This is a genomic window from Auraticoccus cholistanensis, from assembly GCF_009742705.1.
In the GTDB taxonomy this organism is placed as follows: Bacteria; Actinomycetota; Actinomycetes; order Propionibacteriales; family Propionibacteriaceae; genus Auraticoccus; species Auraticoccus cholistanensis.
This window is the reverse complement of the sequence record NZ_WPCU01000005.1, coordinates 772,216-786,091: the sequence shown is the minus strand read 5'-3', so window position 1 is coordinate 786,091 and position 13,876 is coordinate 772,216. Positions and strand designations below refer to the sequence as shown.

The 13,876-nt window shown below is 75.0% G+C and carries 13 protein-coding genes; 8 read left to right on the top strand and 5 right to left on the bottom strand.

What is annotated here, in order from left to right; all coding sequences use genetic code 11:
* Nucleotides 1-35: 35 nt before the first annotated feature.
* The 3 genes from GC722_RS09490 to GC722_RS09480 are packed head-to-tail and all read left to right on the top strand — an operon-like array spanning nucleotide 36 to nucleotide 3,459.
* On the top strand, nucleotides 36-563 hold the full coding sequence (locus GC722_RS09490) for an HPP family protein (protein ID WP_197429933.1): 528 nt from the start codon (nucleotides 36-38) through the stop codon (nucleotides 561-563).
* Complete coding sequence (locus GC722_RS09485) at nucleotides 556-2,997, top strand: molybdopterin oxidoreductase family protein (RefSeq protein ID WP_331714611.1); 2,442 nt, start codon at nucleotides 556-558, stop codon at nucleotides 2,995-2,997. Before GC722_RS09490 ends, GC722_RS09485 begins: the two co-directional genes overlap by 8 nt.
* A 3-nt stretch (nucleotides 2,998-3,000) precedes the next feature.
* Nucleotides 3,001-3,459: a hypothetical protein gene (locus GC722_RS09480; protein WP_197429932.1), complete on the top strand. Its 459-nt coding sequence runs from the start codon at nucleotides 3,001-3,003 to the stop codon at nucleotides 3,457-3,459.
* Nucleotides 3,460-3,516: 57 nt separating this feature from the next.
* On the opposite strand, the gene GC722_RS09475 is transcribed toward GC722_RS09480, so the two are convergent.
* Nucleotides 3,517-4,317, bottom strand: coding sequence for an SDR family oxidoreductase (locus GC722_RS09475; RefSeq protein ID WP_156609640.1), 801 nt, complete (start codon nucleotides 4,315-4,317; stop codon nucleotides 3,517-3,519).
* A 119-nt stretch (nucleotides 4,318-4,436) separates the two neighbouring features.
* Between GC722_RS09475 and GC722_RS09470 the strand changes: the two genes are divergently transcribed.
* A complete protein-coding gene (locus tag GC722_RS09470) occupies nucleotides 4,437-4,820 on the top strand; it encodes a hypothetical protein (RefSeq protein WP_156609639.1) in 384 nt (127 codons plus the stop codon).
* A 7-nt stretch (nucleotides 4,821-4,827) separates the two neighbouring features.
* Here GC722_RS09470 and GC722_RS09465 read toward each other — a convergent pair whose 3' ends face one another.
* The 3 genes from GC722_RS09465 to GC722_RS09455 all read right to left on the bottom strand — a co-directional run bounded on the left by GC722_RS09465 (nucleotide 4,828) and on the right by GC722_RS09455 (nucleotide 8,751).
* Nucleotides 4,828-6,693, bottom strand: coding sequence for an ABC transporter ATP-binding protein (locus tag GC722_RS09465; RefSeq protein WP_156609638.1), 1,866 nt, complete (start codon nucleotides 6,691-6,693; stop codon nucleotides 4,828-4,830).
* Nucleotides 6,694-6,774: 81 nt separating this feature from the next.
* Nucleotides 6,775-7,875, bottom strand: coding sequence for a carboxylate-amine ligase (locus tag GC722_RS09460; RefSeq protein WP_156609637.1), 1,101 nt, complete (start codon nucleotides 7,873-7,875; stop codon nucleotides 6,775-6,777).
* Nucleotides 7,876-7,962: 87 nt separating this feature from the next.
* Nucleotides 7,963-8,751, bottom strand: coding sequence for a fructosamine kinase family protein (locus tag GC722_RS09455; protein WP_156609636.1), 789 nt, complete (start codon nucleotides 8,749-8,751; stop codon nucleotides 7,963-7,965).
* A gap of 131 nt (nucleotides 8,752-8,882) precedes the next feature.
* On the opposite strand from GC722_RS09455, the gene GC722_RS09450 reads away from it, so the two are divergent.
* Both GC722_RS09450 and GC722_RS09445 read left to right on the top strand, forming a co-directional pair.
* Nucleotides 8,883-9,677, top strand: a complete 795-nt coding sequence (locus GC722_RS09450; protein ID WP_156609635.1) for an SDR family NAD(P)-dependent oxidoreductase — start codon at nucleotides 8,883-8,885, stop codon at nucleotides 9,675-9,677.
* A gap of 88 nt (nucleotides 9,678-9,765) precedes the next feature.
* Nucleotides 9,766-10,668, top strand: coding sequence for a DUF1206 domain-containing protein (locus GC722_RS09445; RefSeq protein ID WP_156609634.1), 903 nt, complete (start codon nucleotides 9,766-9,768; stop codon nucleotides 10,666-10,668).
* Between the two features lie 30 nt (nucleotides 10,669-10,698).
* On the opposite strand, the gene GC722_RS09440 is transcribed toward GC722_RS09445, so the two are convergent.
* Complete coding sequence (locus tag GC722_RS09440; protein ID WP_331714645.1) at nucleotides 10,699-11,910, bottom strand: Nramp family divalent metal transporter; 1,212 nt, start codon at nucleotides 11,908-11,910, stop codon at nucleotides 10,699-10,701.
* Between the two features lie 166 nt (nucleotides 11,911-12,076).
* Here GC722_RS09440 and GC722_RS09435 point away from each other — a divergent pair, with 166 nt between their 5' ends.
* Together GC722_RS09435 and GC722_RS09430 are read left to right on the top strand one after the other, a co-directional pair.
* On the top strand, nucleotides 12,077-13,048 hold the full coding sequence (locus GC722_RS09435; protein ID WP_197429931.1) for a CPBP family intramembrane glutamic endopeptidase: 972 nt from the start codon (nucleotides 12,077-12,079) through the stop codon (nucleotides 13,046-13,048).
* Nucleotides 13,049-13,088: 40 nt separating this feature from the next.
* Nucleotides 13,089-13,876, top strand: a 788-nt coding sequence (locus GC722_RS09430; RefSeq protein WP_331714610.1) for an MFS transporter, incomplete at its 3' end; no start/stop codon positions are given.

The following is a 13,876-nucleotide window of genomic DNA, read 5'->3' as shown; positions in this document are numbered from 1 at the left end:
TGCCCGGTCGCTGCCGGCGATCGGAGGAGGTACGCGTGACGGGCGTGCGTCGCGGTGCGCGGGTGCTGGTGGGCAGCGCCGTCGCGGTGGCGGTGGCGGGGGTGGTGGCCCTGCTCACGTCCCAGCCCTGGTTGTTCCCCAGCCTGGGGCCGGCGGTGATGCTGCACGTCGAGAAGCCCTCCTCGCCGGAGGCCTCGCCACGGAGCACGCTGATCGGGCACGCGGTGGCCCTGCTGGCCGGGTACGGGTTCCTGCTGGTCTGCGGCCTCAGGAGCCACCCGTCGGTCCTGCAGGAGGGGGTGACGCCGGCACGTGTCGTCGCCGCGGCCGGCTCGCTGGCCGTGACGGCGGTCGTGCTGCTGGTGCTCGACGCCTCCCACCCACCGGCCGGGGCGACCACGCTGATCGTCAGCCTGGGCCTGCTCCACACCCCCACCCAGCTGGCGGTGGCCGCGGCCTCGGTGGTCCTGGTGACGGCGGTGGGCTGGCTCTACAACCGGGTGACAGGTGGTGCGATGCCCGTGTGGGCCGCACCTCGACGCGAGGAGGCACGTCGTGGTTGACCGGATCGCAGACCCCTGGGGCGAGCGCACCCCGTACGGCCCGGGTGAGCCCTGGCCGGTGCGGGTGGACGGCTTCCTCGAGGGGGACCTGACCGAGGCCGACGTCGACCGCTGGGTGCAGTCGGCGTCGGTGCTGCACTCCAACGGCGACGCGATGGACATCGCCGTCGCCGACGGCCGCATCGTCGGCGTCCGGGGACGGGCGGTGGACCGGGTCAACCACGGCCGGCTGGACCCGAAGGACCTCTACGGCTGGCAGGCCAACCACAGCCCCGACCGGCTCACCCGCCCACTGGTCCGCGACGACGACGGCCGGCTGGTGGAGACCGACTGGGACACCGCCATGGGCAGGATCGTGCAGCGCTCCCGGGAGCTGCTGGACGGCCCCGGCGGCTGGGGGCACTTCGGCTTCTACACCAGCGGCCAGCTGTTCCTCGAGGAGTACTACGCCCTCGGGGTGATCGGCAAGGCCGGCATCGGCACCCCGCACATGGACGGCAACACCCGGTTGTGCACCGCGACCGCGGCCGCCGCGATGAAGGCGAGCTTCGGCACCGACGGACAGCCCGGCTCCTACACCGACGTCGACCACTGCGACGCCATCGCGCTGTGGGGGCACAACGTCGCCGAGACCCAGACCGTGCTGTGGATGCGGATGCTGGACCGCCGCCGCGGACCAAACCCGCCGGCGATGCTGGCCGTCGACCCCCGCTCCACCCCGGTCGCGCGGGAGGCCGACGTGCACCTGGCCGTCCGCAACGGCACCAACCTGGCCCTGGTGAACGGCCTGCTGCGCGAGATCATCACGCGCGGGTGGTGCGACGAGGAGTACGTCGCCGCGCACACCATCGGCTTCGAGGGGCTGCAGCGGGTCGTCGATCCCTACACCCCCGACAGGGTCGCCGCCATCTGCGACATCACGGCGGCCCACGTGGAACGCGCCGCCGAGCTGCTCGGCACCTCCCGGCGGCTGCTGTCCACGGTGCTGCAGGGGTTCTACCAGTCCAACCAGGCCACCGCCGCCGCCTGCGGGGTCAACAACCTGCACCTGCTCCGGGGCATGCTCGGGCGGGAGGGCGCCGGCATCTACCAGATGAACGGCCAGCCCACCGCGCAGAACACCCGCGAGACCGGCGCCGACGGCGACCTGCCCGGGCTGCGGAACTGGGACAACCCCGAGCACATCCGTGAGCTGGCCGAGCTGTGGAACGTCGACCCGTTCACGATCCCGCACTGGGCGCCACCCACCCACGCCATGCAGATCTGGCGCTACGCCGAGCAGGGGTCGATCAAGCTGCTGTATATCAGCGCCACGAACCCGGCGGTCTCGCTGCCCGACCTGGCGCGCATCCGACGCATCCTGGCCCGGCCGGAGCTGTTCGTGGTCGTGCAGGACCTGTTCCTCACCGAGACGGCCGAGCTGGCCGACGTCGTCCTGCCCGGCGCGACCTGGGGCGAGAAGCTGGGCACCTTCACCAGCGTGGACCGCACGGTGCACCTGAGCGAGAAGGCGGTCGAGCCACCGGGGGAGGCCCGCGCCGACCTGGACATCTTCCTCGACTACGCCCGCCGGATGGACTTCCGCGACCGCGACGGCGGACCCTTGATCACCTGGAGCGGACCGGAGGAGGTCTTCGAGGCCTGGAAGGAGTGCTCGGCCGGGCGGCCCTGCGACTACACCGGCATCAGCTACGACCGGCTGCGCGGCGGCAGCGGCATCCAGTGGCCCTGCACCGCGGACGCCCCCGACGGGACCGAGCGGCTCTACACCGACGGCGTCTTCAACACCGACCCCGACTACTGCGAGACCTACGGCCACGACCTCGTCACCGGGGCGGAGCTCACCGCCGACGAGTACCGGGCGAAGCAGCCGGCGGGGCGGGCCTTCCTGCACGCCGCCGACTACCAGCCCTCGCCGGAGGTGCCGGACGAGGACCACCCGCTGCTGCTGACCACCGGTCGGACCGTCTACCAGTTCCACACCCGCACCAAGACCGGACGCGCGCCCCAGCTCGACGCCGCCGCCCCCGAGGTCTGGGTCGAGCTCAGCCCCGCCGACGCCGCCCGGTACGGGATCGCGGAGGGCGACCTCGTCGGCATCTCCTCGGCCCGGGGAGCGGTGCAGGCGCGGGCCCGGCTCAGCGGGATCCGGCCCGGGGTGGTGTTCGTGCCCTTCCACTACGGCTACTTCGACGTAGGCGCGGCCGACCGCGTCCCCCGTGCCGCGAACGAGCTCACGCTCACGTCCTGGGACCCGGTGTCCAAGCAGCCCATCTTCAAGGTGGCGGCCGTCGGGATCGCCAAGCTCGCCGACGGCGACGGCGCCGCCTCCCCGGCTCCCACCGTCGGCGGCAGCGCGCCGGTCGGCGCAGCGCTGCCCCCGACGGCCGGCGGGCCCGGCGCCGAGGCCACCAGCCGCACCCAGAAGGAGTGATCCGTGCACCTCGCGCACTACCTCGGCCTGCTGCACCGGGCCCAGACGAACCTCGCCGACGCGTTCCGCCAGGTCGGCGGGGCCCACGGGGAGGAACCCGACATCGCCCACCTGTGCCAGCAGCAGGCCGGCGTCTGCGACGGGCACGCCGAGCTGCTGCAGCCGTTCGCCGAGCGCTACGCCGAGGACGCCCCGAGCGAACCCGACCGGCTGCACTCCGAGCTGTTCCGCGGCACCCGGACCGGCGGCATCGGCCTGCTACGCGACCTCCAAGACCTCTACCTGATGGCGGCCGAGTGCGACGTCTGCTGGACCGTCGTGGGGCAGGCGGCCTACGGCGCCCGGGACCGGGAGCTCGTCCAGGTGGTCAGCCGGTGCGAGGGCGAGACCGCCACCCAGCTGAAGTGGCTGCGCACCCGGATGAAGCAGGCCGCGCCGCAGGCCCTCGTCGTGGCGGACTGAGCGACGCACCCGGGCCCGCCTGGGTGCGTCGTCCGCCAGCTGCGGCGAGGAGGACGCTCACCCGATCCGGCGCCAGTCGTCGGAGGTCAGGTGGGAACCCGCCTGCGGGCCCATCTGCAGCATGCCGCCGTCCACCGCCCAGGAGACGCCGGTGACGTAGCTGGCTCCCGGCGAGGCCAGGAAGGCGATCACCGCGGCGATCTCGCGGGCGTCCCCCGGACGTCCCAGCGGGATGCCGGGACGGCTCACCGTGTGCGGGTCGACGTCCTCGTTGCCGGTCATCGGGGTGGCGATCTCACCCGGCGCCACCGCGTTGGCGGTGATGCCGTGCTCACCCAGCTCGAGCGCCAGCGTCTTCATCAGCCCGCCGAGGCCGTGCTTGGCGGCGTCGTAGGCGGCCGAGCCCACCCGCGGCTGGTGCTCGTGGACGCTGGTGACCGCGATCAGCCGGCCACCCCGGCCGGCCGAGACCATGTGCCGGGCGGCGACCTGCAGCACGACGAAGGCGCCGTCGAGGTCGGTGGCCACCACCCGCCGCCAGGACGCCAGGTCCAGGTCGACGAAGGGGGTGGAGTCGCCGTCGCCGGCGTTGTTGACGCAGACGTCCACACCACCCAGCTCCTCCACCAGCGCCTCGATCGGTGCCGCGCACTCCTCAGGGCGGGAGGTGTCGAGGTAGGCGATCGCCGCCCGGCGCCCGTGGGAGCGGATCTCCTCGGCGGTGCGCTCGGCGCCCTGCTCGTCGCGGTACCAGGTGATGCCCACGTCGTGGCCCTGCGCGGCCAGCGCGACGGCGGTGGCGCGGCCGATGCCGGAGTCGGCGCCGGTGACGATTGCGGTGCGGGTGCTGTCGGACATGCATGCCTCCTGTGGTCGGGGACCGCTACCTACCCGGCCTCTGCCGCGGCACGCAGCCCCGCCGGGACCGGGGGTCGCCTACAGTGAGAGCCCCCGCCGGAGCTCGAGGAGGAATTCGCATGGGTCTGTTCAGCAGGTGGTTCGGCCGCGACCAGGACTCCGGTGAGGACCTGCCGATCACCTTGGACGTCGAGGCCCGGCGGCAGCAGCTGCTGCAGCTGGAGACCTCGCTGGACGCCTTGGCCAACGCCATGCGCGAGCACCCCCAGCTGGCCAGCAACCCGGGCTGGCAGGCCCGCACCGCCGAGTACGGCCGGCTGGCCGGCGAGGCGATGATGCTGCGCAAGGGCCAGCCCGACCGGGAGTCCCTGCTCGACCTGGCCTTCGAGGTGCGGCCGGTGTTCAAGGAGGTGCCGCCCGGTCTGGAGGGGCTGGTCGGGCTGCAGGACGCGGCCATGCGTGCCGCGGAGTCGCTGGTGACGGTCCTGCCCGGGGAGCGCTGAGCGGGCCTCAGGCCGTCCGCGGCTCGGCGAACTGGGTCCGGTACAGCTCGGCGTAGCGCCCGCCCGCGGCCAGCAGCTCGCGGTGCGTGCCCCGCTCGACCACCCGACCGGCCTCCAGCACGCAGATCTGGTCGGCGGACCGCACGGTCGACAGCCGGTGGGCGATGACGATCGACGTCCGCCCCACCAGGGCGTCGGCCAGCGCGGCCTGCACCGCCGCCTCCGAGGTGGAGTCCAGGTGCGCCGTGGCCTCGTCCAGCACGACCACCCGCGGCCGGGCCAGCAGCAGCCTGGCGATGGTCAGCCGCTGCCGTTCGCCGCCGGAGAGCCGGTAGCCGCGCTCGCCGACGACGGTGTCGAGCCCGGCCGGCAGGGAGCGCACCAGCGACTCCATCCGGGCCTGCCGGAGCGCCTGCCACAGCTCCTCGTCGGTGGCCTCCGGGCGGGCGAGCAGCAGGTTGGCGCGGATGGTGTCGTGGAACAGGTGGCCGTCCTGGCTCACCAGCGAGACCGCCTGGCGCATCGAGGACTGCCGGACGTCGCGGACGTCGACGCCGCCGATCCGCACCGCACCGGCGTCCACCTCCTGCAGCCGGGTGACGAGCTGGGCCACCGTGGACTTGCCGGCCCCCGAGGAGCCGACCAGAGCGGTCATCGTGCCGGCCGGGACGCTCAGGTCCACCCCGTGCAGCACCTGCTCCTCGGGCCGGTCGTCGAGCACGGCGACGTCCTCCAGGCTGGCCAGCGACACCTTCTCCGCGTCCGGGTAGCTGAACTCCACCCCCTCCAGCCGGACGTCGAGGGGACCGTCGGGCAGGTCCACGGCACCGGGACGCTCGCGGATCAGCGGCGTGAGGTCGAGCACCTCGAAGACCCGCTCGAAGCTGACCAGGGCGCTCATCACCTCGACCCGGGCGCTGGCCAGCCCGGTCATCGGCCCGTACAGCCGGGTGATCAGCAGGGCCAGCGTGACCACGGTGCCGGCGTCGAGCCGGCCCGAGCCGGCCAGCACCCCGCCGATCCCGTAGACCATCGCGAGCGCCAGCGCCGAGACCAGCGTCAGCGCGGTGACGAAGACGGACTGCGCCATCGCGGTGCGCACGCCGATGGCCCGCACCTTGTCGGCGCGGTCGGTGAACTCGGCCGTCTCGACGTCGGGGTCGCCGAACAGCTTGACCAGCTGCGCGCCCGGCGCCGAGAAGCGCTCGGTCATCCGGTTGCCCATGGCCGCGTTGTGGTCGGCGGCCTCGCGCTGCAGCGCCGCCATCCGCCGGCCCATCCGCTTGGCCGGCAGCACGAACAGCGGCAGCAGCGCCAGCGCGCACAGCGTGATGGGCCAGCTCAGGCTGACCATGACGCCGACGGTCAGCGCCAGCGCCACCACGTTGGTGACCAGCCCGGACAGCGTCGAGCTGAAGGCCCGCTGGGCGCCGATGACGTCGTTGTTGAGCCGTGAGACCAGGGCACCGGTGCGGGTGCGGGTGAAGAAGGCGATCGGCATGGTCAGCACGTGGGCGAACACCGCCCGGCGCAGGTCGAGGATGAGCCCCTCGCCCAGCCGGGAGGACAGCCAGCGCACCAGCAGCCCGAGCAGCGCCTCGGCGACGGCGGCGGCCGCGATCAGCAGCGACCAGCGCACCACCTGCCCGGTGGCCCCGGCGGTGATGGCGTTGACCACGGCACCGGCCATCAGCGGGGTGGCGACCCCCAGCGTCGCAGCCACCACGCTGGTGACGACGAAGGCGGCCATCCGGGCCCGGTGCGGGCGGACGAAGGCCAGGATGCGCCGCACCGTCCGCATCGACACCCGGCGTCCGCCGCTCCCGCGCGAGGACGCCCACATGGCGTGCCAGGCGCTCATCTCCATGCTCATCGCTCTCCACCCTCTTCCCGGTCGGTGCGACCCTAGGAGGTGAAGCGCGCTTCAGGTCCAGAACTTCCCGCCCGGACCGGGTCAGCGGGCCAGGGTCGCCTCCGCGACGACGTCGACCACGGTGGCCAGCGACCCCTCGGCCAGGGCCGCCCGCTGCAGCGCCGCACCGGTGCCGCGGCCCCGGATGAGCTCCAGGCCCTGCTCGACCCGGCTCAGGTCGCCGGCGGCCTGCAGGGCCGGCCGGACCCGCTCCAGCAGGGTCTCCACCACCGTCCACGCCGGCAGCGGCTCGTCGCCGCTCGGGTCCAGCAGCCGCTCCCGCACGCCGAAGCGGGCGGCCCGCCAGTGGGCCGCGTGCAGCAGCCCGGGCCAGGTCGCCGGCAGCGGCGCGCCCTCGGCCCACTCCTCGGCGGCGGTGTGCACCAGCGCACGCACCAGCCCGGCCAGCGTCACCGCGTCCTCGACGGAGGCGCAGACGTCGGCCACCCGCACCTCCACGGTCGGGTAGCGCGGCGACAGCCGGGCCGGGTAGTAGACCATCGCCTCGTCCAGGGAGGCGCCGCTGCGCACCAGCGAGGCGGTGATGCGGCGGTAGCCGGCCAGGTCGCCGAAGGGGGCGGTGGGGCCCGACGTGGGCCACTGCCCCCACAGCACGGACCGGTAGCTGTCGTAGGCGGTGTCGCTGGAGCGCCACAGCGGGGAGTTGCCGCTGAGGGCCAGCAGCACCGGCAGCCACGGCTGCAGCCGGTCGACCACGCCGACGCGCTCCTCGTCGGAGTCCACGCCGACGTGCACGTGCATCCCGCAGATGACCTGGTGGCGGGCCACCTCCCCGAAGTGGCCCTCCATCCGGTGGTAGCGGGTCTCGGCGGTGGTGCCCGCGTCGATCTCGACGGGGCTGGTGCTCATCGCGACCAGCCGGGCGCCGTGGTCGGCGGCGGCCCGTCCGAGCGCGGTCCGGCGGGCGTGCAGCTGGGCCGAGACGTCGCCGAGCTCGGTGGTGGGCAGGGTGCTCAGCTCGGCCTGCGGCTGCTTCAGCTCGTGCTCGAACGAGCCGGCGGACTGCTCGGTGGCCTGCGCCGCCACCGCGTCCCCGACCGGTTCCAGGACGGCCGCGTCGCGGCGGAAGAGCAGGAACTCCTCCTCGACACCGAGGGTGCGGGGGCTGGCGGGTGTGCTCATGGTCCTCCGAACGGGTGGGGGGTCGCCGGTGACCGCGGTCGCTCCAGACCGGCTCGGGCCGGGCCGGTGCGGCCGAGTATGCCGGGCTCAGCCGACACGGCGGGCGGCGGCCAGCAGCTGACCGGCGTAGCCGGCGCCGAACAGCACGGTGTGGACGGCCAGCGGGTGCAGCTGGTGCAGCGGCAGCCGCTCACGCCAGCCGTCGGCCGGCGGCGACACCTCGCGGTAGCCGCGCACCACCTCCTCCAGGTGCGGCAGCCCGAAGAGGTGCAGCATCGCCAGGTCGGTCTCGGCGTGGCCGCCGTGGGCCGCCGGGTCGATCAGCACCGCCTCCCCGTCGGGGGACGCCCACAGCACGTTCCCGCTCCAGAGGTCGCCGTGCACCCGGGCGACCCCGGTGGCGGAGCCGGCCACCAGCGCGGGCTGGTCGTGGTCGAGACCGCCGTCGGCGATCCGGCCCGCGCAGCGCTCCAGCAGACGGGTAGCGGCCGCGTCGAGGATCCCGGCGTCCCGCGCCTGCCGCAGGTAGGGCAGCAGCCGGTAGCCGGCGTAGAAGTCGCCCCAGCGCTCCGGGCAGCGCCGCGGGGTCGGCAGCACGGCCGCCCCGAGGGTGCCGTCGCCGCCGGTGCCGGGCGGGGGCGACCCCCAGCCCTCGGCGCCGGCCGCGTGGGTGCGGGCCAGCGCGGCGCCGAACGCGCGCGCCGAGGCCGCCGTCGGCGTGCCCGCCCGGACGCGCTCCAGCACCAGCCCGTCCTGGGTGCCCAGCACGCGGGCCACCCGCGCCCCGCCCGGCGCTGCCGCCAGCCAGGTCAGGCCCGCCGCCTCGCGGCGCGCCTCGGCCGCCGGGACGGTCTTCACCCACGTCTCGCTGTCCATCGCCGGCCAGTGTGGCACCGGCGCGGAGGGCGGGTCGTGTGGGTGCCGGGCGCTACCGTGTCAGCGCCGCACGCGGCCGGCCCGCACCGATCAGCCCGCACACACGAGGCCCGCACCGACCAGGAGGTCCCATGACGTTCACCCCCGCCCTCGCCCTGGTGACCGGGGCCAGCTCCGGTCTCGGTGCGCTCATCGCGCGACGGGTGGCCGAGCGGGGGAGCGACCTGGTGCTGGTGGCGCGCCGCCGGGACCGGCTGGCCGAGCTGGCCGCCGAGCTGCGGCGCCGGCACGGGGTGCAGGCCCACCCGGTCGTGATGGACCTGGGACGTCCCGGCGCCGGACCCGCGCTGCTGGCGGCCATGCCCGAGGAGGTGGCGCACCGTCCTCTCGACCTGGTGGTCAACAACGCCGGCTTCGGCCTGTACGGACCGCTGCTGGGGCAGGACGCCGAGCGGCTGGAGGAGATGCTCACCCTCAACGTGACGGCGCTGACCTCGATCACCCGGACGCTGCTGGAGCCGATGGTGCGCCGCGGTCACGGCACGCTGGTCAACGTCGCCTCCACCGGCGGCTTCCAGCCGGCTCCCGGGCTGGCGGCCTACGTGGCCAGCAAGGCCTACGTGCTGCACCTGACCGAGGCGCTGTGGCAGGAGCTGCGACGCACCCGGGTGCGGGTCACCGCGCTCTGCCCGGGGCCCACCAGCACCGAGTTCTTCGACGTGGCGGGCAGCGAGCACGGCGCCCTCGGCGGCAAGGTCACCACCCCCGAGCAGGTGGTCGACGCGCTGATGACGGCCCTCGACCGGCGCCGGCTGCCGCCGTACCTGGTGCCCGACCTGCCCAACCAGGTGCAGGCCGTGGCCGCCCGGGTGCTGCCGCGACGGCTGACGCTGGGGGTGGCCGCCCGGGTGCTGAAGCAGGGGTGAGCGGGCGACCGGCGGCACCGGCGCGCCGGTCCCGGCCGTCGTCGGCGATCAGGCTCCGCGGGGGTTCCGCCGGGGCTAGGGTCGGGCCATGAGCCCCGACGCCCGCACCAGCTCCTCCGGCCGGGGCAGGTCCCGGGGAACCGCCTCCCGCGCCAAGGACAAGGCCCAGGACGCCGCCGGCGACGTCGAGGACAGGGCCGAGGACGCCGGCCAGGCCATCCAGGACAACCCCTGGTACCGGCGCCTGGTCACCCTCGGCCTGGGCGCCTACGGCGTGGTCCACCTGCTCGTCGCCTGGCTGGCCCTGCAGCTGGCTCTCGGCGGCGGCCGCTCCTCGGAGGAGGCCTCGAGCAGCGGCGCCCTGCAGCAGCTGGCCGAGCAGCCATTCGGCGGCGTGCTGCTGGTGGTGGTGGCGGTCGGGCTGTTCACGCTGGCGCTGTGGCAGCTGCTCGAGGCCGCCTTCGGCCACCTGTACCGGCGCGGCGCCACCCGGGTCCGCAAGCGGCTGTCGTCGCTGGGCCGGGCCGTGGTCTACGGGGTGCTGGGGAGCAGCGCGGTGTCGACGGCGGCCGGCGGCGGCGGTGGCGGTGGCGGCGAGGAGAGCCTGACCGCGCGGCTGCTGGGCCACCCGGCGGGGGTGGTGCTGGTGCTGCTGGTGGCCGCCGCGGTCGTCGCGGTCGGGGTCAGCCAGGTGGTCAAGGGCGTGCGGCGGACGTTCCGCGAGGACTTCTCCGTGCCGCCGGGCCGGGCCGGGCGGGTGCTCGGGGTGGTCGGCCACGTCGCCAAGGGCGTCGCCTTCGGGGTGGTCGGCGGTCTCTTCGCCGTCGCGGCCCTCACCCACGACCCGCAGCGGGCCGGCGGGCTCGACGCCGCCCTGCAGACCGTCCGCGCCCAGCCGTACGGCGTGGTGCTGCTGGTCGTGCTGGCCGCCGGGCTCGCCGCGTACGGCCTGTACTGCTTCGTCTGGTCCCGCCACCCCCGCCACTCCTGAGCCCGCCGCTGGCCGGCGGGCGGGGCTGGCTCAGCCGGTGAAGGTCAGCCAGAGCAGCACCACGTTGAGGGTGCTGATGCAGGCCACCGAGACCCAGGCCGCCACGGTGAGCGGCAGCGGGTTGACCCAGCGTCCCATCAGGCCGCGGTCCTGGGTCAGCCGCACCAGCGGGACCAGCGCGAAGGGGATGCCGAAGCTCAGCACCACCTGGCTCACCACCAGCACCTGGGTCGGGCCGACGTCCAGGCTCAGCAGCACGACCGCCGGGACGATCGTCACCAGCCGCCGCACCAGCACCGGCACCCGCCGGTGCACCAGGCCCTCCATCACCACCGCACCGGCGTGCGAGCCGACGGCGGTCGACCCCAGCCCGGAGGCGAGCAGGCCGACGGCGAAGAGCAGGGCCACCCCGCCGCCGAGGGCGGCCTCGATGGCGGCGTGGGCGCCGGCGATGGTGTCGGTGCCCTCGACGCCGGACAGCGTCGAGGCGGCCAGCAGCAGCATCCCGATGTTCACCGAGCCGGCCACCAGCAGCGCGCTGACGGTGTCGGTGCGGGTGCCGCGCAGCGCCCGTCCGACGTCGGCGGTGCCGCGGTGGTGCTGCTGCGACAGCGAGGAGTGGACGTAGATGGCGTGCGGCATCACCGTCGCGCCCAGCATGCTGGTGGCCAGCAGCACCGAGCCGGCGTCGGCGAAACGGGGCACCAGCCCCGCGAGCACACCCGCCGGGTCCGGCGGGGAGAACAGCAGCCCGCTGAGGAAGCCGACGGCGATCACGGCCAGCACGCCGCTCACCAGCAGCTCGAATGCCCCTCCGCCGAGCCGGTCGCGGACCGACAGCAGCCCGAGCGACACCAGACCGACCAGCACGCCGCCCAGCGGCAGCGGCACCCCGAACAGCAGCCACAGCGCGATGGCGCCGCCCACCACCTCGGCGATGTCGGTGGCCACGGCCACCAGCTCGGCCTGCAGCCAGTAGCCGAGCCGTGCCACCCGGCCGCCGCGACCGCGCCGGTCCAGCGACTGCGCGACCAGCTGCGGCAGCGAGCGCTGCGTCACCACGCCGACCTTGGCCGACAGGTACTGCACGACCACCGCCATCAGGTTGGCCGCGACCAGCACCCACACCAGCAGGTAGCCGTACTGGGCGCCCGCGCTGAGGTTGGCCGCCACGTTCCCCGGGTCGACGTAGGCGATCGCCGCCACGAAGGCCGGCCCGAGCAGCAGCAGCCGGTCCCGCACCGGTCGGCCAGCGAGGACGGTGGTCACGCCGCCACCCTAGGGCGCCGCCGTGCCCGCCGGGCCTCAGCCGTTCCGGAACCTGCTCATGCCGCGACGCCGTGGCCGTGACGGGCCCGGCGTCAAGCCATGAGCAGGTCCTGGCACGCCGTCCGTCTACGGTGACGCCATGAGCGCCGCCGTCCCGCCCGCCCGGGCCTCCGCCCTGGACTTCCACCGGCTCGGCCGGGCCCCCGGCGGGCGCTGGTGGAAGCCGCTGCTGGTGGGGCTGGTCGCCGCACTGCTCTACGGCGCGGTGGTGATGGCGTCGCTGGCGCTGCTGCTGCTGGTCGACGCGCTGGCCGGTACGCGGCTGCAGGAGCGGGCGCTGGCGATGGACATGACCGACCCGGTCAGCTACGTCTACGGCTTCGCCACCATCGCGCTGCTGCTGCCGGTGGTGCTGCTGGTCCGGCGGTGGGTCGGCCCCCGTCCGGTGGGGCTGCTGTCCTCGGTCGCCGGGCGGCTGCGCCGTGGCTGGCTCGGGCGGGCGCTGGCGGTCGCCCTCGTGGTGCACCTGGTCAGCTTCGCCGTCCAGCTGGCGGTGGTGGACCCGCTGCTCGGCACGCCGCTGACCGCCCCCCGGCTGGTGCCGGGCGCGGCGGTGTTCCTGGCGGCGGCGGTGCTGCTGGTGCCGCTGCAGTCCGCGGCGGAGGAGTACGTCTTCCGCGGCGTGCTGATGCAGGCCATCGGCAGCTGGTTGCGTCACCCCGGGTTCGCGGTCCTGCTGCCGGTGCCGCTGTTCGTCCTCGGCCACGACTACGACCTGTGGGGTCAGCTCGACATCGCCGTCTTCGCCGTGACGTGCGGCTGGATCACCTGGCGCACCGGCGGTCTGGAGGCGGCGATCGCGCTGCACGTGGCGAACAACTGCCTGCTCACGGTGCTGGTCGCGGTCGGGTGGTCGGACCCGAACGCCACCGAGGGCAGCCCGGCCGCGCTCGCCGCCTCGGTGCTGACCATGGCGGTGGCGACGCTGCTGCTGGTGCGCCAGGCCGACCGGCTCGGGGTGGAGCGCCGTCGCCCGGTGCCCGCGGCGCCGGCGTCGCCGGGAGCGTCCACGCGACCGGACGCGGCGGAGGCCTCGCGGCGACCGGCGTAGGTTGTGCGGCGATCCCGCCGTCCACGTCCTGGAGCAGACCGTGAGCGCTGACGTCACCCCCACCCGGCTGAGCCGTTCCCAGCGGCTGGACCGGCTGCCCTTCACCCGCCGCCACGCCCGGCTGCTGGGTGGCTCGGGGCTGGGCTGGGCGCTCGACGCGATGGACGTCGGGCTGATCTCGTTCGTGATGGCCGCGCTCGGCCAGCAGTGGGCGCTGAGCTCGGGGCAGGTGTCGCTGGTCGGCTCGATCGGCTTCGTCGGGATGGCGGTCGGCGCCTCGGTCGGGGGCCTGCTCGCCGACCGGATCGGGCGCCGTCAGGTGTTCGCGCTCACCCTGCTCGTGTACGGGCTGGCCACCGGTGCCTCGGCCCTCTCGGCCGGGCTGGCGACGCTGATCGCGCTGCGGTTCGTGGTCGGTCTCGGTCTGGGCGCGGAGCTGCCGGTCGCCTCGACCCTGGTCAGCGAGTACGCCCCCGGCTCCATCCGCGGCCGGGTGGTGGTCGCGCTGGAGGCCTTCTGGGCGCTGGGCTGGGTGATGGCCGCCCTGATCGGCTACTTCGTCGTGCCCACCGGCCCGGACGGCTGGCGCTGGGCGCTCGCCCTCGGTGCCGTCCCCGCGGTGTACGCGGTGGTGGTACGGCTCGGGCTGCCGGAGTCGGTCCGCTTCCTCGAGCGGCGTGGTCGCCACGCCGAGGCGGAGGAGGCCGTCCGGGGGTTCGAGCAGGCCGCCGGCGTCCCCGCACCGGAGACGCCGGCCGGGCCGCCGCCCCTCGGGGGAGAACCCGCCGGGGGAGAACCCGCCGCGCCGGCCCGGACGGGGGAGTCGAT